Below are 22,797 nucleotides of genomic sequence, written 5' to 3'. Positions count from 1 at the left end.
TTTAGTTTTGATTGTGAAAGTTTACATAGACAAAATGACTTTAAAGTGATGTCGTTGAAGAAAATAAACTTATTTTTAAAATTAAGTTATATTTTATTTTGAGTTGAAATTAGTTTTTATAAGGGGCTATATTATTGTTTCAAAGTAGTATAAAAATACTACTTTGATTTAAAATATCTATTTGTTTCATCTGTTATAACCTTAGATAAAACAAGTAAAGCGATTAAGTTTGGGATTGCCATAAGTCCATTTGCTAAGTCTGAAAAGTTCCAAACAAGCTTAAGTTCTGTCATTGCTCCAACAACAATAAAACTTACAAAAACAATTCTATATATTTTTATAGAACTATCTCCAAAAATATATTCAAAGGCTCTTTCACCATAATATGACCATCCAAGAATTGTAGAGTAACCAAATAAAACTGTAGCTAAAACTACAATAATAGCTCCGAAATCGCCTAAGAAAAATTCGAAACTTTTTAAAGTTAATTCCCCCGCACTAACACCAGTTGTCCAAACTGGAGCCATTAATATAATTAAAGCTGTCATTGTGCATACAACTAATGTGTCGATAAAAGTTTGAGTCATTGATACCAATGCTTGTTTTACAGGGTCATCTGTCTTAGCTGCAGCTGCCGCAATTGGAGCAGAACCTAGTCCTGATTCATTTGAAAATACTCCCCTTGCAATACCATATCTAATAGCAGCTGCTACTGCTGCTCCTGCAAAACCTCCCCCAGCTGCAATGGGATTAAAAGCATGATAAAAAATAAGATAAAAAGCATCAGAAACTTTATCGAAATTTAAAATTATAATTGTAATTGAAGCTAGAAAATAAACTATAATCATAAAAGGAATTAAGAATGAAGTTGTTTTTCCAATTGATTTAATCCCTCCAATTATTACAAATGATGTAATTGTTAAAAGAATAACTCCTGTTAGCCACATAGGAATTGAAAATTGTGTAAAAAGTGCATTTGCAACGGCATTAGCTTGGGTCATATTACCAATACCAAATGAAGCTAAAATTGTAAAAAGAGCAAAAAGAAAAGCTAGTCTTGGCATCTTTGCACCCTTTGTAAGATAGTACATAGGACCACCTTTGAAGCCATTATCTCCTTCTTCTCTATATTTAACAGCTAAAATAGCTTCAGAGTATTTTGTTGCCATTCCAACTAAACCAGTAATCCACATCCAAAAAACAGCACCAGGCCCACCAAAGGTGATAGCCGTTGCAACACCAACAATATTTCCAATTCCTACTGTTGCAGCTAGGGCTGTCATTAAAGCTTGAAAGTGAGTAATATCACCTTCTCCCTTTTCCTCTTTTGTGAATATCAATTTTACGGCATGTCCCAATGCCCAAAATTGCATCCCTTTTAATCTAATGCTTAAATATAAACCTGTCCCTACTAGAAGTACAAGCATTGGTACTCCCCAAACAAAGCCAGAGGCACTTGATATAATCTCTTCTAAAACTTCCATTAAACGTCCTTTTTTAATAAAGCTTAAATTTTAGCTTAAATTTAGTTAAGAAAAATTAAATAATAATATTATTAAAGAGGAAATATAATGAAAAGATTGTTAAATACGATAAAAATTACTAAGAGAAAAATATTATCCATTAAATTAATTTTGATTAACCTATTACTCAAAAAAGATTAGGTATTATATCACCTTTCAAATAGGTGCTTGAAATTATGGACAATTTTTCATTAGTATAAACAAGAAAGGATTATTTTATGTTAGATTTAGCAATTATTGGTGGAGGTCCTGCAGGACTTACAGCAGGTTTATACGCAACTAGAGGTGGTTTAAAAAACGTAACAATGTTTGAAATGGGAATGTCAGGTGGACAAATCACTGGAAGTTCAGAGATTGAAAACTACCCAGGTCAAGGTGAGATTATGTCTGGGATGGACTTAATGGCTAACTGGCCGGAACAAGCTATGAAGTTTGGTTTAAAGCATGAGATGAATCAAGTATCTAATGTAGTAAAAGAGGGTGATATTTTCAAAGTAACTACAGCAGATGGTAATACTCAAGAAGCTAAAACTGTATTATTAGCAACTGGTTCTGTTCCAAGACGTGCCGGATTTAAAGGTGAAAATGAATTTTTTGGTAGAGGTATTTCTACTTGTGCAACTTGTGATGGTTTCTTTTACAAAGGTAAAGAAGTAGCTGTTGTTGGTGGTGGTGATTCTGCTATTGAAGAAGCAGTATACTTATCAAAAATTTGTTCAAAAGTTTATCTAGTACACAGAAGAGATACTTATAGAGCAGCACCAAGTACAATTGAACATATGAAAGCTTGTGAAAATATAGAAGAAGTTACTAATGTTATGGTTGAAGAAGTTTTTGGTGATGCAAGTGGTGTTACTGGACTTAAAGTGAAAAATAGAGAAACTGAAGAGATTAGAGATTTACCAGTTCCTGGTGTCTTTGTATTTGTAGGTAGAGATGTTTTAAATGAGCCAATCAAACAAGAAGATGGAAGCTTTCTTTGCGATACAAATGAGCAAGGTGAAGTTATTGTTGATCTTAAAATGAAAACATCAACTCCTGGTTTATATGCTGCTGGTGATGTTAGAATTGAAGCAGCAAAACAAGTTGTATGTGCAGCAGGTGATGGTGCAACAGCAGCTGTTAATATTATTGAATATATTGGATAAAAGAAAAGGAAAATAACGTATGATTAATGTAGGTGTAGTAGGAAGTACAGGTAGAGTTGGTTCTTTATTAATTGATGATTTGCAAAGTGATGAACAAGCACAACTTTCTGCTTGTCATATTTTTGATGAATTAAAAAAGAGCGTTCCAGAAGGTACTGTAGTAACAAATGAGATGAAAACTTTATTAGAATCTTGCGATGTTGTTATTGATTTTTCTGCTCCAGTTGCAACTGAAAGCTTACTTACAGAGATTGTTGAAAATGGTGGGAATAAGCCATTAGTTATTGCTACAACTGGATTTAACAAACATCAGCAAAATTTACTTTTAGAAGCTAGCAAAAAAGTGCCTATTTTATATGCTACAAACATGAGTTTAGGTGTTGCAGTTTTAAATAAACTTGTTTCACTTGCAAGTAAAACTTTAAGAGAATTTGATTGTGAAATTGTTGAACAACACCATAGACATAAAGTTGATTCACCATCTGGAACAGCACTTACTTTAGCAGAACATGCAGCAAGGGCAAGAGATCTTGATTTAGATGCTGTTAGAGTTTCTGGAAGAGATGGGGTAATTGGTGCAAGAACTAAAGATGAAATTGGTGTAATGAGTTTAAGAGGTGGTGATATTGTAGGACGTCACACAGTTGGTCTTTACAATGATGGAGAGTTTATTGAACTTCACCATACTGCAACCTCAAGAAATACTTTTTCAAAGGGTGCAATAAAAGCAGCGAAGTGGCTTGTTAATCAAGAGCCTGGATTATATTCAATTAATGACTGTTTAGGTCTATAAAATTTATATAGGATAAGATAAATCATATGTGCGCAATAGTTGGAATTTATGGAAATGATAATGCTGCAAGACTAGCTTCTTTAGCTCTTTTTGCAATGCAACACAGGGGTCAGGAAGCTACTGGAATCTCTTCTTGTTTTGAAGGTGAAATCTATACAAAAAAAGATAGAGGTTTAGTATCTGAAGTATTTGATGATGATGCATTGTCTTACTTAAAGGGTAATATGGCAATTGGTCATAATAGATATTCAACAGCAGGTGGAGATTCTATTTTAGATGCTCAACCTGTTTATGCAAAATATAAATTGGGTGAAATCTCAATTGTTCATAATGGAAATTTGATTAATAAAAATCAAGTTAGAAATGAACTAATTAATAATGGTGCTATTTTCCAAACAGGAATGGATACTGAAAACCTAATTCACTTAATTGCTAAAAACTCAAAAAATAGATTAAGAGATAGAATTATTGAAGCATTAGAAAAAACTATTGGTGCATATTGTTTTATTATTCAATCTAGAAATAAACAATTTGTTATTAGAGATAGATATGGAATTAGACCTTTATCTTTAGGAAGATTAAAAACTGGTGGATATATAGTTGCAAGTGAAACTTGCGCCTTTGAGCTTGTAGATGCCAAATTTATTCGGGATATTAGACCAGGAGAAATGCTTATTTTCTCTGATAAAACAGATGAGTTAGAATCAATTCAATTATTTGAACCAGAATTTAGACCATGTGCTTTTGAATATGTATATTTTGCTAGACCTGATTCAGTTATAGATGGAAAAAATGTTTATACAACTAGAGAAAATATGGGTAAAACTCTTGCTAGAAATGATAAAGATAATGGAATAAAAGTTGATATGGTTGTTCCTGTACCAGATTCTGGAGTTCCTGCAGCTTTAGGATATTCATCTGAAAGTGGAGTTGACTTTAAATATGGAATTATTAGAAATCACTATGTAGGTAGAACTTTTATTGAGCCAACTCAAGAGATGAGAAGTATGAAAGTTAAAATGAAACTTTCTCCTATGAGATCGTTAATTGAAGGAAAGTCTTTACTTGTAATTGATGATTCAATAGTTAGAGGAACTACTTCTAAAAGAATCGTTAGAATACTAAAAGAAGCTGGAGCTAAAGAGGTTCACTTTAGAGTAGCATCTCCTGAGATAAAATATCCATGCTTTTATGGAATAGACACTCCCTCAAAAGAGGAATTAATTTCCCATAGAATGACAAAAGAGGAAATTTGTGAATATATTGAAGCAGATACTTTAGAATATCTATCTATTGAAGATTTAAAAAATTCAATTGGTACTGGTACAAATTATGCCTTAGAGAGTTTTGACGGTGACTATTTCGTTAGAAAATAAGAGAAACTCAATTAACAAAATCAAAAATAAAGAAGTTCTTACAATAGGAAGATACTTTAGAGAAAAATTTGGTGAAACAGTTTATAAAACTCCCATCTCAATATCAGGATTTACTTGTCCAAATATTGATGGGACTGTTGCAAAGGGTGGATGTACCTTTTGTGAAAATGATTCCTTCTCACCAAATTTGCAAGAGAAAAAACCAAGTTTTAAACTTAATCCTAGAGTTGAAAAAAATCCTTTTTTAGATAATCAACTAAAACAATTAGAACTGCAATTTAATGCAACAAAACAAAGACTTAGTAATAAATTTGGTGCAAATAAATTTATAGTATATTTCCAATCTTTTACAAACACTTATGCTCCACTTGAAACATTAAAAGCTTTATATACAAAAGCACTTTCTTTTGAAAATGTGATTGGTCTTTCAATTGGAACAAGAACTGATTGTATGACAGATGAGATATTAGATTTTTTAGAAGAATTAAATAAAGAAAAAGAGATTTGGGTTGAGTATGGAATTCAATCTTTTTATGATGAAACCTTAGAAAAAATCAATCGTGGCGATGATGCAGCTAATATGCTTAAATGGATTAATAAAACTAAACAAAGAGATTTAAAAGTTTGTGGACATTTAATTTATGGACTTCCTGGTGAAGACCAAAAAATGATGTTAGATAGTTTTGAAAAAACCCTTGAATTAAAAGTGGATTCAATTAAGTTTCATCCTTTATATGTAGTAAAAAATACTTTATTAACAAAAGATTATAAAAAAGGAAAATTTACACCAATATCTGAAGATTTATATGTTGATACTGTAGTTAAATCAATTAAAAATTTACCAGATGATGTATCAGTTCAAAGAGTAACTGCTGGAATTGATGATTCTACTTTATTATCACCAATGTGGTGTAAAAATAAACATTCTCAAATAAATAAGATTAGAAAAGCTTTAATAAAAGAGGGATTAAAGTATTAGAATTAATACTAAGAGAGATAACTCTTAGTATTTATCTTTCGATTTTAAGTAAATAGTCAACTACATTTTCAATAAATGCATCATGTTTTCTATCTTTTCTATAGGCAATATACAACTTTCTTGTCATTTTGTGATTACCAATTCTTGATTCATATAATGCACCAGCATTAATTAATGATTCAATAGCGTTTCTTGAAACAATTGAAACAGTTGGAGTATCATCTTTATCTGAGTGTAAAACTGTTTGAACAATAGTTGTTGCACTTGTAACCTCACTTGTAACATTAAATGTATCACAATCTGGATAATTTGCTTTATCAAGTGATTCTTTAAAGATATGTCGTGTATGTGAATCTGGATTTCTACATACCCATCTATAAGATAATAAATCATCTGCTTTTGCTTTAGCTGGTAATTCTTGATTTGAAAAAATTACAATTTCGTCATCCATCCATTCTCTATAGATAATATCTTCATCTGAAACATAATTTTCAACCAATGCAATGTCAATTTTTTTATCTAATAAATCTTCAATAGCTTTATGTGAAACTGAAACATTAATAGAAACATCATTATTGATATTTTCTTTTAATTTATTTAAAAATCTAGGTAAAATATAATTACCAATGATAAAAGAAGCACCAAATACAAAAGTAACATCTTTATTCATTATTTTTAATAACTCTTTTTCACCATTGTTAACACATCTTTCAATTTTTTGTGCGATAGCATATAGCATTTGACCCTCTTTTGTAAGTCTAATACCATTTTTCTTTCTATCAACAACTTGAACATCGAGATAGTTCTCAATATATCTCATTTGTTGTGTAACAGCTGGCTGAGAGATACCTAACTTAGAAGATGCTTTTGAAAATGATTTTTCTCTTACCACAGTCAAAAAAGTTTCTAGTTTTGCGAAATCTGTAAGCATTCTTATAACCTTTAATAATAAGTGATGATAATTATAACATTAGTTTATACATACAATTATTAAATGAATTAATTCTTTTATGATAAATTTGTTATAATATATATAATATTAAGCTATTTTTCTGGGTTTGATATTAGTATTGGAGAGAAAATGTCAGATAATTTTTTAAATTCGTTAAATGATTCGCAAAAGGATGCTGCTATTCATATAGATGGTTCATTACTTATTTTAGCAGGTGCTGGTTCAGGTAAAACAAAAACAATTACAACAAGGTTAGCTTATCTTATTTCAATAGGGATTGATCCCTCTTCCATATTAACATTAACTTTTACAAATAAAGCTGCTTCAGAGATGAGAGAAAGAGCATTCAAGATGATTGATCCATCTATGATTAATACACCTCCATTACTTTGCACTTTTCATAAATTTGGACTTTTATTTTTAAAATTCCATATGACTGAACTTGGAAGGAAAAACTCTTTTATAATAATTGATAATGATGATAAAAAAAGAATTTTAAGATCAATTGATAAAGAGATTACTACTTCACTTTTAGTTTCAGAAATTTCAAAATATAAAAATACTTTAATAACTCCAAGTGAAGCTAAGTCAACTGCCCAATTAAAACTATATCAACAAATTGCAGATATCTATGAAAAATATGAAGCTTATTTATTAAAAAACAACCTTGTGGATTTTGATGATTTACTTTTATTACCATACTTAATTTTAGAAAAAAATGAAGAGTTAGCAAAGGAAACAAGTCAAAAATATCAATATGTTATGGTAGATGAGTATCAAGATACAAATGAATTACAATACAAACTATTAAGAAAACTTTGTTGCACACACAATAATATTTGTGTTGTTGGTGATGATGACCAGTCTATTTATGGATGGCGTGGTGCTACTATTAAAAATATTTTAAATTTCTCTGATCATTTTGAAGGCACAAAAGTTGTAAAATTAGAAGAAAATTATCGTTCAACAAATACAATCTTAGAACATGCAAATCAACTTATTGAACATAATAGAGACAGACTTGGCAAAAAACTAATTGGAACTAGAAAAAAAGGTGATTCAATAAGAATATATGAATCCCATGATGAAAATGAAGAAACAAGAAAATTGATTGATGATATTATCAAACTTGTTGCAACAGGTGAATCAGCAAGGGATATTGCGATTTTATTTAGGGTAAATGCACTTTCTAGATCACTTGAAGAAGGTTTTAATAAAGCTGGAATTAGTTATAGGCTTGTTGGTGGAATGAAATTCTACGAAAGAGCAGAAATCAAAGATTTAATAGCTTATTTTAGAATTTTAACAAATACAACTGATAATTTCTCATTAAAAAGAGTTATCAATAAACCCAAAAGGGGGATTGGTAAAACTACAATTGATAAACTTGATGCAAAATCAATTGAAATTAAAAAACCAATTTTTACAATATTAGAAGAGTATAATGCAGATGAATTAGCAGCAATTGTTGGAAAGAAAAACTCAAGAACTTTAAAAGTATTTATGGCCTCAATTATGGATTTAAGAGAGGCTTTAGAAGAATCAAAAATGAGATTTTTAGATTCTTTTGAAGATACTTTTGATTATAGAGCTTCATATGATAATGTTCCTGATGGTTTTGATAGACAAGCAAATATTGATGAATTTTATGGATATATAAGAGACTATTTTATTCAACATCCCCATTTATCATTAGAAGATTTTTTAAATGAGATTGCCTTAGATTCAGAAAACAGTGAATTAACAGATCAAGCTGTTTCAATGATGAGTATCCACTCTGCAAAGGGTTTAGAATACAAACATCTTTTTATAATAGGTCTTGAAGAAGGATTTTTTCCAATTACTGGAGATGGAAGTGATATTGAAGAGGAAAGAAGATTAGGTTATGTTGGAATAACTAGAGCAATGGATACTTTAACTATGTCTTTTGTTCACTCAAGGTTTTACAAAGGGAAAAGGGCAACACTTTTAAAAAGTAGATTTTTAAGTGAAGCTGGACTTATAAAAGGTAGTCTTCAACTTGAAAAACATTCAAATTACAAAAAAGGTGATTTAGTTCAGCATAAAATTTTTGGAATGGGAAGAGTTCAAAAAGCATCTAAAGCTGGTAAAGATTATAAGTTAACCATAAACTTTGGTGGGCAAAGAAGAGATATCCTTTCAAGTTTTGTCGAAAAAATTTAGAGATAAAATTAAAATTGATGCAAAAAAAATTATACGATAATAAACAATTAAATAAATTAATTGTTGTAAATAAACCTATTTTCAGAAGTTCAAACTCATATCTAAATGAAATAAAAAGAAAATATAGAAATAAAAAAGCAGGATTTAGTGGAACATTAGATCCTTTTGCTTGTGGGTGTTTAATAGTTGCCTTTGGACAATATTCAAAACTGTTTAATTATTTGAAAAAAACACCTAAAACATATCGTGCTGTTATTTGGTTAGGTGCAAGCTCAGATTCTCTTGATATTGAAAATATTATTGATATAAAAGATGAACAGAAAGTTGAAAAATCTTTCTTAGAAGAAGAGATTAAAAATTTAGTTGGTACCCACGAATATTTCCCACCAAAGTTTTCAGCAAAGAAAATAAATGGAAAAAGAGCTTATGATTTAGCAAGAGAAGGTGTTGATGTTCAAATGAAAAAATCTTCAATGAAAATCTTTGACACAAAGTTTATCTCATATAAACATCCTTTTATTTGTTTTGAAGCAAGTGTAAGTGAAGGTTCTTATATAAGAAGTTTAGCTCAAATACTACTTCGAAAGTTAGAAAAGAAAGGGACACTATCATATTTAAATAGATTAAATGAAGGTGAATTTTTTTATGAAAATGAAAAAGATTTAAACCCTTTAGATTTTTTAGATTTAAAAGAGAATAAATATTTTGGAGATAAAAGCTATTTTGATAATGGAAAGAAAATACTAGTCGAGTACTTTCAGTATAAAGAAGATGGGAAATATCTTATAAAATTTGATGACTTTTTTAGTATAATCCAAATTGAAAATAAAGAAGTGAAATATCTATTAAATAAGGTCTTGATATAGTGATAAAAAAATCATATGCTAAAGTTAATATTTTTCTAAAAATAGCTGGAAGAAGAGAAAATTACCACGAATTAGTATCAAGATTTGTAAGGGTTCATTCCTTATATGATGTAATATCCTTTGAACCAGGGGTTTTCAAAGATTTCACTCTTGTTGGAAAATTTGGATGTGAAACTAAAAAAAACACAATATATAAAGCTTATGAAAAATTAAAAGAGATTTCACCAGCTGTTGAAGAGTATTTTAGAAAAAATTGTGTTATTGTTGAAAAAAGAATTCCAGAGTTTGCAGGACTTGGTGGTGGAAGTTCTAATGCTGCTACATTTATGATTATGGTAAATGAAGTTTGTGATTTAAATTTAACTAAAGATGAACTTTGTAATATTGCAGTACAAATAGGTGCAGATGTTCCATTCTTTGTATATGAGTATGATAGTGCAAATGTTACTGGCATTGGTGAAATAGTAGAGAAATTTGAAGAAGAGATTTTAGATATTGAAGTTATAACACCAAAAATTGAGTGTAATACAGGGCAAATTTTTAAAATATTTAGAGAAAAATTTTATAAAGAGATTACAAAAGATGAAAAAGAAAAACTTTTATCTATGGATTCTAAAGAGATATTGAATCACCTAAATATTTTAGAAGCAAATGATTTGTTTGCACCAGCTAGCAATATTTATCCACAATTAAACAATTACAATAAAGACAATTTCTACTTTAGTGGAAGTGGAAGTTCTTTTTTCAAGATTAAAGGTTAATTAAAATGAGCAAAAAAGAAGTTAATAAAAATCAAGTTTTTAAAAATAGAAAAGCTTTCCATGATTATGAGATTTTTGAGACTTTAGAAGTTGGAATTGTTTTAGAGGGAAGTGAAGTTAAAGCAGCAAGAGAAGGAAGGGTGAATCTTAAGGATAGCTTTGTTCGAATAATCAAAAATGAAGTTTTTGTTTTAAACATGCATATCACACACTTAAGTACAACTCATTCAACTTATAGACCTAATGAAAGACGTGATAGAAAACTTTTATTACATAGAAAACAAATTGATAAGCTTTTTTCAAAGGTAACTAAAGATGGAATCACTTTAATTCCATTAAAAATGTATTTTAATTCGAAGAATATGATTAAAATGCAAATTGCAACTGCAAAAGGTAAGAAACTTCATGATAAGCGTGAAGACTTAAAAGAAAAAACAATGAAAAGAGATATTCAAAGAGCCTTAAAAAGTTATTAAATAATTATTTATATGAAATTTATATATAAAAAACAGGCTATTATCTAAAATTAAATGAAACTTAAAAAAAAATATTTGTTAAATTCTTAAATAGAAGTGTTAATTTTTTGTTAATTTTAAGTTTTTGTTCGTTAAGATAACCCGATAAGTGACAAAAAAGTGACTTTAAAAAAATTAGTAGGAGGAGATTGATGCAAAACGGTGCACGAATCGAGTATGATTACTCAATTGCAAAAGCGTTTACATTTGCAACAATTCTGTTTGGTATCATTGGTATGACTGTTGGTGTTATACTTGCATTTCAACTTGCGTTTCCAGGTTTAAATAACCTAGCAGGTGAATATGGTACATTCAGTAGATTAAGACCTTTACACACAAATGGTGTTGCTTTTGGTTTTACTCTTAGTGGTATCTTTGCTACATGGTATTATGTAGGTCAAAGAGTATTAAAAGTTTCTCTAAAAGAGTCTCCATTTTTATTAGCAATAGGAAAAGTTCATTTTGTTCTTTACTTTATTACTATTTTGTTAGCTGTTGTAACTTTATTTATGGGTATTACAACTTCAAAAGAGTATGCTGAATTAGAATGGCCTTTAGATTTACTTGTTGTTGTATGGTGGGTACTATGGGGTATCTCAATTTTTGGTTTAATTGGAATTAGAAGAGAAAGAACTCTATATATTTCTATGTGGTATTATATTGCATGTTTCATCGCAGTTGCAATGTTATATCTGTTTAATAATATGGAAGTTCCAACTGCACTAGTTTCTGGATATGGTTCATGGATTCACTCAGTATCTATGTATGCTGGTACAAATGATGCCTTAGTTCAGTGGTGGTATGGACACAATGCTGTTGCATTCGTATTTACAACACCAATTATTGCTATGATTTATTATTTCTTACCAAAAGAATCAGGACAAAATGTTTACTCTTATAAGTTATCTATCTTAGCTTTCTGGGGATTAATGTTTGTTTATTTATGGGCTGGTGGACACCACCTTATTTATTCAACTGTTCCAGATTGGATGCAAACTATGGGTTCTGTAATGTCAATTGTTTTAATTTTACCATCATGGGGATCTGCTATTAATATGCTTTTAACTATGAAAGGTGAGTGGCAACAATTACAAACTAATACACTAATTAAATTTATGGTATTAGCTTCGACATTCTATATGTTATCAACAATTGAGGGACCAATTCAATCAATCAAATCTGTTAATGCTATTGCTCACTTTACTGACTGGATTCCAGGTCACGTGCATGATGGTGTTTTAGGATGGGTTGTATTCATGATTATGGCTGCATTGTTCCATATGGCACCAAGAATGTTTGGTAGAGAGATTTACTCTAAATCGTTAATGGATACTCAATTCTGGTTACAAACAACTGGTATTGTTTTATACTTTACATCTATGTGGATTGCAGGTATTACTCAAGGTATGATGTGGAGAGCTTATGACGAATATGGTTCATTAGTTTACTCATTCATTGATACAGTAACTGTGTTACATCCATATTATACAATTAGAGCTGTTGGTGGGTTATTATACCTAGTTGGATTCTTTATGTTCGCATACAACATGTACAAAACTGCTACTGCAGGTAGAGTACTTGATAAAGAACCAGTAAATGCTTCGCCAGTAGCAGCGTAAGAAGGAGGGTAAAATTATGTTTCATTGGTTTGAACAAAGACCGTTTTTCTTTTCGGTACTATTATTTATATTTATCGCATTTGCAGGTATCATAGAAGTTATCCCTGATTTTGCAAAACAATCAAGACCTACTGTTGGTACAAAACCATATACAGTTCTTGAATTAGCAGGAAGACATGTATATATTAAAGATTCTTGTAATGCTTGTCACTCTCAGTTAATTAGACCATTTAAATCAGAAACTGATAGATATGGTATGTATTCACTTTCTGGTGAGTATGCTTATGATAGACCATTTTTATGGGGATCAAAAAGAACTGGTCCAGATTTAATGAGAGTTGGTAATTATAGAACTACTGATTGGCATGAGAATCACATGATGGATCCAGCTTCAGTTGTACCAGGTTCAATTATGCCTGCGTACCCACATCATTTTACAAACATGGCTGATTTAGATACAGCTTATGGTGAAGCTTATACAGTTAAAAATGTATTTAATACTCCATATGATCTAGATATTGACGGTGATGGAAAAGTAGATGTAGAACTAGGTGATTATGAAACAGCTATTGCAAAAGCAAAAGAAGAAGCAAAAGCAATTGCTGCTGATATGAAAAATCAAGCTGTAAAAGACGCCGTAGCTAACGGTCAAGTTCCTGAAATTGTTGCATTAATTGCATATTTAAATTCTTTAAAATAAGAGGTTAAAATGGATCAAGAAACACTACTTACTATACAAGGATACGCAAAATTTTTCCTAATTCTTGTAGTTTTCATTGTATTTTATTCTTATGCGTTTTCTATGTATAGAAGACAAAAAAAAGGTGAAAGAGATTTTGAAAAATATTCAGATCTAGTACATGATGATAGTATAGTAGCTGATCCTCTCGAAAAAAGAAAAGAAGAACAAGAGAAAAAAGAGAAGGAGATATAATTATGAAATCTATGGTTATAGGTGGAATTATTCTTATCGTTGCTCTAATCGCAGGAACTTACATAGTTGCAGGTGATGCTTTAAGCAGCGATATTTCAATGGAGAATAGTTTAACATTTTTAGGTGCAATTGCAATTATTACTATTACTGTATTTGTAGCACTTAAATATGTAAATCAAATTAAAAATGACACAGCTAGTGGTGAACTATCTGAAGAAGCTTGGGATGGGATTGGTGAATATAAAAACGAAATCCCTACTGGATGGGCTTTAGCTTTTGTTGGTACTATGGTTTGGCTAGTATGGTACTGGACAGTAGGTTATCCAACAAATGGTTTCTCTCAAATTGGTCAATGGAATGAAGAAGTTAATGAGTATAATGCAAGATTTGAATCTAAATGGGAAAACCCAACTAATGATACTTTAGTTGCAATGGGTGAGTCTACTTATTTAGTTCAATGTGCACCTTGTCATGGTGTTGATGCTGAAGGTATCAACGGGAAAGCTCATAACTTAACAAAAAGATTTAGTAAAGATCAAGTTGTTCATGTTATCAAAAATGGTGCAAACAGTTTAAAAACTGCATATCCTGCAGGAATGCCTCCAATGATGTTAACTGAAGAGAAAGATATCAATGAAGTAGCTGAATATGTTGCTGGTGGATTTAAAGGTGAACAACCAGCTATGTATGCAGTATGTGCTGGATGTCATGGTGCCGATGGTGCTGGTATGGCGTTCGTTGCTCCAAATATTAAAGCATTTGATGATGCTTTAGTTACTGCTGTTTTAACAGATGGTAAAAAAGGAAGCATTGGTATGATGCCAAGTTTCAAAGGTAGATTGAACGAAACTCAAGAAAAAGCACTAGCTGCTTATATTAGAAGTTTAGGAGAGTAAGATGGCTGGAAACACTCAAATGAATGATAACGAAAGAGGATTATTTTCTCTAATGCACGGAATCACAGGAATGTTAATAGCAGTAGTATTACTTTTAACTATTCTTGCAGTTTTAGTTTTCAACGCAGTTGTGGTACAACAAAGAGAAGCACAAAACTTCTATAAAATAAACCAAGATTTAAATGGTTTAAAAGCAGTTGATAGAAGCAACCACAAGCAATATGAATTAGTTGGGAAATAAGGAGACACAATGTTATACAGATTAATTTGGCTAGGTATGGGAATCATGGCAGTTTTATCAATCTATTTAGGTTTCTTTGATTCAACTAGAGTATTCGTTGGTTAATGAAAAGTTTAAATATTAATATAAAAGTAGCAGTATTCTCACTGCTACTTTTTTTATCTACTCAATCTTTCGCAAGTAAATTTATACTAAATGATGGTGGTTTAATTGATCCAAGAACTATTACTAAAGTAGAAGAAATTGGAAATGAAACTCAATCAAAACTTGGGGTAAATATTTACACTTATGTAAAACAATCATTTGGATTACCAGAAAATACTCCCACAAAAGATAAAATTAAATATATAAAAGATTATGAATCTCAAATTATTCCTAATTTGAAAAGTCCTTATGTTCTACTAACAATGTCAGTAGAAGACACTCATGTAAATTTAATTGTATCTTCAAGTTTGCAAGAAATCGTAGATAAAAATGAGATTTTAAACGACTATGTTGTACCATTGCTTGCTTCAAAAGATAAGAACTCAACTTATGCAAAAGCAAGTGCCGCTGTTTTAAATGGTTATGCAGCTATTGCTGATACTATTGCTGAAACAAGAGGAATTGAACTTGAAAGTAGCATAGGAAGTTCAGGTAAAGTTGCAGGAACTATTTGGAGAGTATTTATGTACTCATTAGTAGTTGTTGGGATTTTATTATATACTTTTGCAGTTTTAAGAAGAAAAAAATAGGATTTTAAAATAATGAAAAGAAATTATTGGCCTTTGTTTTTTATAGGTATATTTTCTTTTGTATTTGCAATGATTGTATGGACAATTATGTCAGCATCAAAAGTTCCAGTGAACAATGATGAAGCATTTTTAACTTCATATCAAGATGTTGATAACAACTACAATAAAATAGTACTTTCAAATCAAAACTTTGAAAAAAAATATGACTTTAAATTAAGTGTTAATGGAAAGAAATTTGGATTAGTTTACACTGATATGTTTTTAGCTCAAAGGGTTATAGAAAAAGTATCAAAACATAAAGATATTTTTAGTTTTGGTTCAAATGAACTTAATGTAACTATTACAGATAAGAAAACAGGAAAAACGATTGAAGATTTTGATATTAAGTTAAGAATATCAAGACCAACAAACCACGATGCAACTATGGATTTTAATGAAAAAGAATTTAAAGTTAATCTACCACTAAAAGGAAATTGGAATATCACAGGACAAGTAAAAGTCGCTGATGATATTGGATATTTTTATATAAAATCTAATGCAAGATAAGTTACTCTTAGAAAATCAAAAACTTTTAGTATACCCAACTTCAAGAGCAATTAGAGAGTATGTAAACTCACAAAAAGAGTTTGATACTCTATTGCCATCAATTATCACTATAGATGAACTTTTTAAAAAATCTTTATTTTTTGACAATTTAAAATTAATAGATGAAGAGGAAAGATTTCTTTTTTTAAAAAAAGCTGTTCAAAATATAGATTTAAATCAAATCGGAATATCTAGTACCTTCACCCATTTTATAAAACAAAGTGATTATATTTATAGGTTTTTTTTAGAATTAGCAAGTGAGGGTGTTGATATTGATACAATCTCAACTTCTGATACATATGGCTTTTATTCTGAACATTTACAGTTACTAAAACAAATACAAAAAAACTATTTAGATATATTAGAAAAAAATAGGGCAATTGATAGATTAAATATTTCAAAATTCTATAAAATAAATGAAAATTTTTTAGATAGATATCAATCAATAGATTTGGTTTTTGAAGGATATTTTACATCTTTTGAATTTGAACTTATTAAAAGTATTTCAAAAAGAGTGAATCTAAATATTGAATTTATTTATAATAAATTTAACAAAAAATCAATTGAGAAGTTTATTAATTATGGTTTTGATTTGGAACTTGATCACAAATATAAAATTGATTTTTCTAACAATAAAATTTTAGAAAAAAATATTCTTATTTCAAAATATGATAGCTTAGAGATAAAAGGTTTTGCCTCAAGAATTAATCAAATTGCATATATAAAAAAGTCAATTGTTACTTTAGTTCAAAAGGGAATTGAGCCATCAAAAATAGCTTTAATACTTCCAGATGAATCATTTGCATCTACAATATCACTTTTTGATAAAGAAAACTATTTTAACTATGCTATGGGCTTAAATATATATACTACAAATTTATATAAAACAATAGATGCAATCAATTTATATATAAATGAAGATGAGATAAAAAATATAAAAAACCTTGAATTTTTAGGTTTAGATATAAATGAAATAGATAAGCTATTTAAAAACAACTGGAACAAAAAACTTACAATAGAGATCTTTGAAAATATTGTTGGATTTTTCATTTCAAAGGAAACAAATAAAGAACTACTAGAAAAGTTTAATGAATCAATTTACAAATTATATAAGCTCTTTTTTACAATAAATGAAAAGATTCTTTTAAAAGAAGCATATAAAATCTTTAGTCAAAAAATAAGTGAAATTACCCTTGATGATGTAAACTCTGGGAAAATTACGGTTATGGGACTACTTGAAAGTAGAAATATAAAATTTGATGCAGTTATAATTTGTGATTTCAATGAAAGTTTAATACCAAAAAGAAGTGTAAAAGATAAATTTTTATCTTCTTCTATAAAAGAAAAATCAAATCTACCAACAGCACTTGATAGAGAAAATTTACAAAAATATTATTATGAAAGACTTATTTCAAACTCAAAAAATGTGATCATCTCTTATATAAAAAATGATAGTGAACAAATAACAAGGTTTGCAGATATATTATTTGATATAAAAATTGATGAAAAGCTTTACGATAATGAGTATAAACATATATTATTTAAAAACCATTCTTTAAAACATTTTGATGAAGAAATTGTTTTAGATATAGATTTATCAAAACAAACTTGGAGTGCAAGTTCTTTAAAAGAGTTCTTAGAGTGTAAAAGAAAGTATTATCTAAATCATATACTTAAAATAAGAGAGCATGGGATTAGCTTAAAGCCAAAAGGGTATGAATTAGGTAATATCATCCATGAAACTTTAGAAGAGTATTATAAGCAAGATAAGAGGGGTTTAAAACACCTATTTAATATATTTGATAAAAAAAGAAGTTCAAATTTGTTTTTAAATTTAGATTTGGAGCTTTGGAGAAAAAAACTTGTTGAGTTTTTTTCTTTAGAAGAGGATAGATTTAAAGATAATCTATCAGTTGTAGAACTTGAAAAACCTTTTTTATGTGAATTAGAAGGTATAAAAATTAGAGGTGTTATTGATAGGATTGATAAAAAAGACGATCAATTTTTAGTGATTGATTATAAAACAGGTTCAAGTTTAAAAATAAATACAAAATCAAATTTTGATAAAGCTACTGATTTTCAGTTGGAGTTTTATTATTTAGCTGTAAAGGAACTTTTTAAAGCTTCAAATATCAAAAGCTACTATTATGATTTATATAATATGAAGCTTTTAGAAGAAACAATGCTTTTTGAGAAACTTGATGTTTTAAAAGAGATTTTTAAAGAATTTAAAACTTCAAGTGTAAGTTTTGATAAATGTGACAATAATCAAATTTGTCAATATTGTATTTACAAAACTATTTGTAATAAAGACTGATTAAGTACCCCAATAGTTCCTAAGCTCTAGCTTGGGAACTTATTAGGATTAAGAAGATTGCGCGATTAAAACATCTTCTATAATTTTTGTAATATCTCCATCTAATATTGCATCTACATTTGAATATCCAATATTACTTCTTGTATCTTTTACTTGCTGATATGGTTGAAGTACATAAGATCTAATTTGGTGTCCCCATCCAATTTCACTTTTTTCTACTCCATCTTTATCTGCTTTTTGTTTTTCTAGTTCTAGTTCATATAGTCTACTTTTAAGCATCTTCATAGCACTTGCTTTGTTTTTGTGTTGTGATCTATCATTTTGACATTGAACTACAATATTTGTTTCTAAGTGAGTTATTCTAATAGCTGATTCTGTTTTGTTTACGTGCTGTCCACCAGCACCACTTGCTCTATATGTATCTATTCTAATATCTTTATCTTCAATTTCAATATCAATATTATCATCAATTTCTGGACTTACCATAACAGATGCAAAGGAGGTATGTCTTTTTGCATTTGAATCAAAAGGAGATATACGAACAAGTCTATGAATACCATTTTCAGCTTTTAAATAACCATAAGCATTTTCACCTTTTATGATAAATGATACATCTTTTATACCAGCTTCTTCACCATCTTGATAATCTAAAAGTTCTACTTTAAAATCACCTCTTTCTGCCCATCTTAGATACATACGATACAACATAGAAGCCCAGTCTTGAGATTCAGTTCCACCAGCACCAGGATGAATAGAAACAATAGCATTTGAAGCATCATCAGGTGAACTTAGCATAACTTGGATTTCTGTTGATTTTATCAACTCTTCTAAATCAGTAGCTTCTTCAAAAAGAAGTTCAAAAGTATCTTCATCTTTTTCTTCCCCAGCTAATTCATATAGCTCATTTGTACCACTTAAAGCTTCATTCGCTTTATTAAACTTGCTAAGTTTACTTAATATTCTGTTTTTTTCTATACCTATTTTAGTGGCAGTGTCTACATCATTCCAAAACTCTTGAGAAGATTCTAACTCTTCAATTTCTTTTAATCTTTTATTCAACTCTTCAGGCTTTAAAATATTTTGTATATTTTCAAGTTTTGTATTTAAAAGTTTTAAAATCTGTGAATATTCATAGGCATCCATTAATTAGAAGATTCCTCCTCTTTCTTATCAGTATCTTTTTTGGGTTTTAAAGATTGGATATATGAATATACCTCTTTAACTTTTGTTCCTGTTAAAAAAGTAGTATATGGCTTCATAACCATAGCATTACCTCTGTCATAATTATCATACATATAGTCATTTATAGATTGATCCATATCATCTAAACTTAATTCAATAAGTGGTCTTGATGTCCCATAGGCTTTTTTATCTGCTTTTTCACCATGGCAAGATTGACATTTATCTATATATATCTTTTTACCACTTTTTGACATTATTTGTTTGTATTGAGTTATTTTTGCTTGTTTCTCTTGTTGTTCTCTTTTTTCAAGTCTTTGCATAATTCTTTGTTCTAGTTTTTCCTCATCCATTGTTGATAAAGTTTGAGTCTCTTTTTTTAGAATATAGATATAGTTTTTACCATTTGTTGATGGTTCTATTTTGATATCATCTACACTCCAACCCTCTTTTTTCATATCTGTTAATGATTTTGTTGAAGAACATAAGCCACCATCTAGAGGTGTTGATTCAATTGTTGCCATAGAAATATGGTTTTCTTTAAAACACATTGTTGTTTGAGCAAATAAAGCTGCAGAAGATAGTAAGCTAATAGCTAAAAAAGTTTTAATATTCATCTATTTTTATCCTTTTATTATTTAAAGAGATATTTTATCATAAAAAATCTTTTTTATACTTTGGAAGCTTAGTGTTATTGTTTTTCAGACATAAAAAAAAGGTTAGAGGAAAACCTCTAACCTTTTGAGTTTAGCTTAAGCTTTTATACAAATCTATGATTAGAAAGTATATTTAACTTCAACTCTTCCCATGTCATATTCAGTTGTACCAGTTTCAAAGTTAGAATATCTAACATATGTAGATAAATTTTTAGACATTTGGTAAGAAACTTGTGCTAAAGCTTCAGTTTCATCAACATTTGCACCTTTTTCACCATCAGCATAAGCAGCTCTTAAAGTGATTGAATCAGTAGCTTTAACATTTACATCTAAAGCCCATAAATCCATATCAGCTTCACCAGCTGTACCCATTTGCCATAATAAGAATTCTGAAGCAGCTTCAGTTTCAGCAGCAAATGAACCAGAACCATTGTCTCCAGTTTGAGCATAAGTTAATTTAGCAGATACGATATCAATAGAACCAGATACATATGCTTTAAATGTAGAATAATCATCTTCTGAAGTTGATGTAGCATTTAATGCAGAAGCAATAGCTGCGCTTTCATATTCAGTATCAGTATACTCTAATCCAAATGCAACAGGACCAACTGTAGCATCAGCTTTTAAGTTGTAAGAATCAGCTAAGTCAGCTACTGCATTATATTGACCTAATAAAGATACAGGACCAACAGAACCCATTGCAATGATAGAAGCGATATCTTCACCACCACCTGCAGGTGAAGTAGTGTAAGAATGGTTAGTAAAGTATGCAGCACCAATAGTTGCTACACCAGCATTATATAATGCCACTAAACCATGACCATCAGGAGCATCTACGATTCTACCTGGAACTTCTTGGTGACCATAGTTAACAGTTAAAGGACCGTTAGCATATGAAAAGTAGTAGTGTTGGATTGTAACAGGAGCAGCACTTACTGTACCACCATTGAATCCATCATTGTCTTGGATATCGTCATTTGCATTGTCGAATTTAAATACTGCAGTTACATTATCATTAACTGGAACTTTTGCAGTTACTTCGATTTCAACATCAGAATCACTTTCTTCAACACCGTTATCAGTATTTCTTACGTCATATCTATATCTGAATTGACCAGATACATCAACACCTTTAATTGCTTGCTCTAAATCTACTGCAGATGCAGTTGAAGTAAGACCAGCTACAGCTACAGCTGCTACTAAACTCATTTTTGCGAATTTTTTCATTTGTTCTCCTAAATTTTCGAAAATTAATCAGTTAACCGGATGCGCGAACAACTTAGAAAGTAGAGTTATCTAAGTACTATTCCGGATGACCGTTGCAAAATTTTACAGAAGTTAATTTTAAAGTATTCTTAAAGTAGTTTAAAAGTTACCAAATGGTGGCATTTTTAAGCTTTTTTTTATGTATCGATTTTTGTTATTTTAGAGTCACTTTTAATGAGTTTTACAAAAATGTATACAAACTGTTAAAGTATTATGTAGATATTTGAGCCTGAAACTTGCTTTAGGCTTTAGTTGCGCTTAGTTTTCAAGTGATACTATACAATTTGACATAATATCTGGTTTTGAGATTTTAATTTTTAAATTTTTTATTTTATAAGAGTTATCAAGATGATTTTGAATACAAATAATTGCTTCTTCTAAGAGTTCAAATTTTTTTTCAATCATAATATTTTCAATATCATTTGAAACTTTTGAATAATCTATAAACTCATCTTTGTTTGAAAAGTTGTATTCAAAAGATAAGTTTATAATTACTTTTTGAGCAGTTACTCTTTCAAAGTCAAGTATTCCAATAATACAATCAAATGTTAAGTTTTCTATATAAACTTTCATAATATTTAGACAACTTTACCTTCTTGGCCTTTTATAAGTCTTACTATATTTGGTATATGTTTATAGTAGATTATAAAAGCGATGATATACATAGGTGCATTTGAACCTACATTTAATCCATTGTTTAATAAAACAGCTGATATTACAACTGCTGTTAATCCCAGTAGTGAAGAAAGAGAAGAGATTTTTAAAACTTTTCCACAAAATACCCATACAACAGCACCTATAATAGTTGGAATAGGAATTAAAACTATAAATGCTCCAAGTCCAGTTGCAACACCTTTACCACCTTCTAGTCCTAAAAATATAGAATAACAGTGACCAAGAACAGCTAAAACACCAACAGCCCAAAGTGTTGCTTCACTTGCACCCATAGACATAGCTATTAAAATTACAATTGTTCCTTTTAGTGCATCAAGTAAAACTGTAGCAATACCAAGTTTTTTTGCTAGGCTTGGATTTGTTTCTTTTACAACTCTTAAAACATTTGTTGCTCCAATACTTTTACTACCCGATTCTGTTATATTAACTCCTGCAAAAATCTTTGCTAATATTAAACCAAAAGGGATTGAACCAGCTAAATAAGCAACTAAATAAAAAAGTACATTAAAATTGAAAAGAAAATCCATTTATAACCTTATAATAAATTTATGAAAGAGGATTATAACTAAAATTTTGTTATATTCCCAAATAATTAAAA

Annotated in this window: 23 protein-coding genes; 16 read left to right on the top strand and 7 right to left on the bottom strand. The window is 29.4% G+C overall.

Translation table 11 applies throughout. The annotated features are described in order from the left end of the window. Positions 1-158 precede the first annotated feature (158 nt). Positions 159-1,484: an alanine/glycine:cation symporter family protein gene (locus AC2TY9_RS01195; protein WP_489778934.1), complete on the bottom strand. Its 1,326-nt coding sequence runs from the start codon at positions 1,482-1,484 to the stop codon at positions 159-161. A 257-nt stretch (positions 1,485-1,741) separates the two neighbouring features. Here AC2TY9_RS01195 and trxB point away from each other — a divergent pair, with 257 nt between their 5' ends. The 4 genes from trxB to mnmL are packed head-to-tail and all read left to right on the top strand — an operon-like array spanning position 1,742 to position 5,819. Continuing rightward, positions 1,742-2,671, top strand: coding sequence for a thioredoxin-disulfide reductase (gene trxB, locus AC2TY9_RS01190; RefSeq protein ID WP_489778933.1), 930 nt, complete (start codon positions 1,742-1,744; stop codon positions 2,669-2,671). 19 nt (positions 2,672-2,690) lie between these two features. Next, positions 2,691-3,464 carry a 4-hydroxy-tetrahydrodipicolinate reductase gene (dapB, locus tag AC2TY9_RS01185; protein ID WP_489778931.1) on the top strand — a complete coding sequence of 258 codons (774 nt, stop codon included), beginning with the start codon at positions 2,691-2,693 and terminating at the stop codon, positions 3,462-3,464. Positions 3,465-3,490: 26 nt separating this feature from the next. After that, positions 3,491-4,840: an amidophosphoribosyltransferase gene (gene purF / locus AC2TY9_RS01180; protein WP_489778930.1), complete on the top strand. Its 1,350-nt coding sequence runs from the start codon at positions 3,491-3,493 to the stop codon at positions 4,838-4,840. After that, positions 4,824-5,819 (top strand): tRNA modification radical SAM protein MnmL/YtqA, encoded by a 996-nt coding sequence (gene mnmL / locus AC2TY9_RS01175; protein WP_489780443.1) that lies wholly within the window; start codon positions 4,824-4,826, stop codon positions 5,817-5,819. The genes purF and mnmL overlap by 17 nt, the downstream gene beginning before the upstream one ends. Positions 5,820-5,850: 31 nt before the next feature. Here the strand turns inward: mnmL and AC2TY9_RS01170 are convergent, their stop codons facing one another. Continuing rightward, complete coding sequence (locus tag AC2TY9_RS01170; protein WP_489778928.1) at positions 5,851-6,750, bottom strand: LysR substrate-binding domain-containing protein; 900 nt, start codon at positions 6,748-6,750, stop codon at positions 5,851-5,853. Positions 6,751-6,900: 150 nt separating this feature from the next. On the opposite strand from AC2TY9_RS01170, the gene AC2TY9_RS01165 reads away from it, so the two are divergent. The 12 genes from AC2TY9_RS01165 (at position 6,901) to AC2TY9_RS01110 (ending at position 18,423) form a co-directional block, all read left to right on the top strand. Continuing rightward, on the top strand, positions 6,901-8,955 hold the full coding sequence (locus AC2TY9_RS01165; RefSeq protein WP_489778926.1) for an ATP-dependent helicase: 2,055 nt from the start codon (positions 6,901-6,903) through the stop codon (positions 8,953-8,955). A gap of 17 nt (positions 8,956-8,972) precedes the next feature. Continuing rightward, positions 8,973-9,821, top strand: coding sequence for a tRNA pseudouridine(55) synthase TruB (gene truB / locus AC2TY9_RS01160; protein ID WP_489778924.1), 849 nt, complete (start codon positions 8,973-8,975; stop codon positions 9,819-9,821). Next, entirely contained in the window at positions 9,821-10,582 is a 762-nt protein-coding gene (locus AC2TY9_RS01155) for a 4-(cytidine 5'-diphospho)-2-C-methyl-D-erythritol kinase (protein WP_489778922.1), read from the top strand. The genes truB and AC2TY9_RS01155 overlap by 1 nt, the downstream gene beginning before the upstream one ends. Positions 10,583-10,587: 5 nt before the next feature. After that, entirely contained in the window at positions 10,588-11,058 is a 471-nt protein-coding gene (smpB, locus tag AC2TY9_RS01150) for an SsrA-binding protein SmpB (RefSeq protein ID WP_489778921.1), read from the top strand. A gap of 191 nt (positions 11,059-11,249) precedes the next feature. After that, positions 11,250-12,716, top strand: coding sequence for a cytochrome-c oxidase, cbb3-type subunit I (gene ccoN, locus AC2TY9_RS01145; RefSeq protein ID WP_489778919.1), 1,467 nt, complete (start codon positions 11,250-11,252; stop codon positions 12,714-12,716). A 16-nt stretch (positions 12,717-12,732) separates the two neighbouring features. After that, entirely contained in the window at positions 12,733-13,416 is a 684-nt protein-coding gene (gene ccoO / locus AC2TY9_RS01140) for a cytochrome-c oxidase, cbb3-type subunit II (protein ID WP_489778917.1), read from the top strand. Between the two features lie 9 nt (positions 13,417-13,425). After that, positions 13,426-13,650, top strand: coding sequence for a CcoQ/FixQ family Cbb3-type cytochrome c oxidase assembly chaperone (locus AC2TY9_RS01135; RefSeq protein ID WP_489778915.1), 225 nt, complete (start codon positions 13,426-13,428; stop codon positions 13,648-13,650). 2 nt (positions 13,651-13,652) lie between these two features. Then, entirely contained in the window at positions 13,653-14,546 is an 894-nt protein-coding gene (locus AC2TY9_RS01130) for a c-type cytochrome (protein ID WP_489778913.1), read from the top strand. 1 nt (position 14,547) lies between these two features. Continuing rightward, on the top strand, positions 14,548-14,787 hold the full coding sequence (locus tag AC2TY9_RS01125; RefSeq protein ID WP_489778911.1) for a DUF4006 family protein: 240 nt from the start codon (positions 14,548-14,550) through the stop codon (positions 14,785-14,787). A 104-nt stretch (positions 14,788-14,891) separates the two neighbouring features. After that, complete coding sequence (locus AC2TY9_RS01120) at positions 14,892-15,521, top strand: hypothetical protein (protein ID WP_489778910.1); 630 nt, start codon at positions 14,892-14,894, stop codon at positions 15,519-15,521. 12 nt (positions 15,522-15,533) lie between these two features. Next, a complete protein-coding gene (locus AC2TY9_RS01115; protein WP_489778908.1) occupies positions 15,534-16,067 on the top strand; it encodes a hypothetical protein in 534 nt (177 codons plus the stop codon). Further along, the gene (locus tag AC2TY9_RS01110) at positions 16,057-18,423 is read left to right on the top strand and encodes a PD-(D/E)XK nuclease family protein (protein WP_489778907.1); all 2,367 of its coding nucleotides are present in this window, start codon (positions 16,057-16,059) and stop codon (positions 18,421-18,423) included. The genes AC2TY9_RS01115 and AC2TY9_RS01110 overlap by 11 nt, the downstream gene beginning before the upstream one ends. Positions 18,424-18,471: 48 nt before the next feature. Here the strand turns inward: AC2TY9_RS01110 and prfB are convergent, their stop codons facing one another. The 5 genes from prfB to plsY form a co-directional block, all read right to left on the bottom strand. Then, positions 18,472-19,566, bottom strand: coding sequence for a peptide chain release factor 2 (gene prfB, locus AC2TY9_RS01105; RefSeq protein WP_489778905.1), 1,095 nt, complete (start codon positions 19,564-19,566; stop codon positions 18,472-18,474). After that, positions 19,566-20,219, bottom strand: coding sequence for a c-type cytochrome (locus tag AC2TY9_RS01100; RefSeq protein WP_489778903.1), 654 nt, complete (start codon positions 20,217-20,219; stop codon positions 19,566-19,568). Before AC2TY9_RS01100 ends, prfB begins: the two co-directional genes overlap by 1 nt. 159 nt (positions 20,220-20,378) lie before the next feature. Then, positions 20,379-21,485: a porin gene (locus AC2TY9_RS01095; protein WP_489778901.1), complete on the bottom strand. Its 1,107-nt coding sequence runs from the start codon at positions 21,483-21,485 to the stop codon at positions 20,379-20,381. A 297-nt stretch (positions 21,486-21,782) separates the two neighbouring features. Then, entirely contained in the window at positions 21,783-22,097 is a 315-nt protein-coding gene (locus tag AC2TY9_RS01090; RefSeq protein ID WP_489778899.1) for a dihydroneopterin aldolase, read from the bottom strand. 5 nt (positions 22,098-22,102) lie between these two features. Next, a complete protein-coding gene (gene plsY / locus AC2TY9_RS01085) occupies positions 22,103-22,726 on the bottom strand; it encodes a glycerol-3-phosphate 1-O-acyltransferase PlsY (protein WP_489778898.1) in 624 nt (207 codons plus the stop codon). Positions 22,727-22,797 lie beyond the last annotated feature (71 nt).

This window comes from Arcobacter sp. ISO1 (assembly GCF_058105185.1).
This window is presented reverse-complemented; position numbering and strand designations above follow the sequence as displayed.

Bases quoted from the DNA above. Each gene is read 5' to 3' on its own strand.
- AC2TY9_RS01125 (WP_489778911.1), top strand. From the start codon at position 14,548: ATGGCTGGAAACACTCAAATGAATGATAACGAAAGAGGATTATTTTCT.
- AC2TY9_RS01120 (WP_489778910.1), top strand. From the start codon at position 14,892: ATGAAAAGTTTAAATATTAATATAAAAGTAGCAGTATTCTCACTGCTA.
- purF (WP_489778930.1), top strand. From the start codon at position 3,491: ATGTGCGCAATAGTTGGAATTTATGGAAATGATAATGCTGCAAGACTA.
- AC2TY9_RS01135 (WP_489778915.1), top strand. From the start codon at position 13,426: ATGGATCAAGAAACACTACTTACTATACAAGGATACGCAAAATTTTTC.
- dapB (WP_489778931.1), top strand. From the start codon at position 2,691: ATGATTAATGTAGGTGTAGTAGGAAGTACAGGTAGAGTTGGTTCTTTA.
- plsY (WP_489778898.1), bottom strand. From the start codon at position 22,726: ATGGATTTTCTTTTCAATTTTAATGTACTTTTTTATTTAGTTGCTTAT.
- smpB (WP_489778921.1), top strand. From the start codon at position 10,588: ATGAGCAAAAAAGAAGTTAATAAAAATCAAGTTTTTAAAAATAGAAAA.
- ccoO (WP_489778917.1), top strand. From the start codon at position 12,733: ATGTTTCATTGGTTTGAACAAAGACCGTTTTTCTTTTCGGTACTATTA.
- ccoN (WP_489778919.1), top strand. From the start codon at position 11,250: ATGCAAAACGGTGCACGAATCGAGTATGATTACTCAATTGCAAAAGCG.
- trxB (WP_489778933.1), top strand. From the start codon at position 1,742: ATGTTAGATTTAGCAATTATTGGTGGAGGTCCTGCAGGACTTACAGCA.
- AC2TY9_RS01110 (WP_489778907.1), top strand. From the start codon at position 16,057: ATGCAAGATAAGTTACTCTTAGAAAATCAAAAACTTTTAGTATACCCA.
- AC2TY9_RS01100 (WP_489778903.1), bottom strand. From the start codon at position 20,219: ATGAATATTAAAACTTTTTTAGCTATTAGCTTACTATCTTCTGCAGCT.
- prfB (WP_489778905.1), bottom strand. From the start codon at position 19,566: ATGGATGCCTATGAATATTCACAGATTTTAAAACTTTTAAATACAAAA.
- AC2TY9_RS01195 (WP_489778934.1), bottom strand. From the start codon at position 1,484: ATGGAAGTTTTAGAAGAGATTATATCAAGTGCCTCTGGCTTTGTTTGG.
- AC2TY9_RS01090 (WP_489778899.1), bottom strand. From the start codon at position 22,097: ATGAAAGTTTATATAGAAAACTTAACATTTGATTGTATTATTGGAATA.
- AC2TY9_RS01130 (WP_489778913.1), top strand. From the start codon at position 13,653: ATGAAATCTATGGTTATAGGTGGAATTATTCTTATCGTTGCTCTAATC.
- AC2TY9_RS01095 (WP_489778901.1), bottom strand. From the start codon at position 21,485: ATGAAAAAATTCGCAAAAATGAGTTTAGTAGCAGCTGTAGCTGTAGCT.
- AC2TY9_RS01115 (WP_489778908.1), top strand. From the start codon at position 15,534: ATGAAAAGAAATTATTGGCCTTTGTTTTTTATAGGTATATTTTCTTTT.
- AC2TY9_RS01165 (WP_489778926.1), top strand. From the start codon at position 6,901: ATGTCAGATAATTTTTTAAATTCGTTAAATGATTCGCAAAAGGATGCT.
- truB (WP_489778924.1), top strand. From the start codon at position 8,973: ATGCAAAAAAAATTATACGATAATAAACAATTAAATAAATTAATTGTT.
- AC2TY9_RS01170 (WP_489778928.1), bottom strand. From the start codon at position 6,750: ATGCTTACAGATTTCGCAAAACTAGAAACTTTTTTGACTGTGGTAAGA.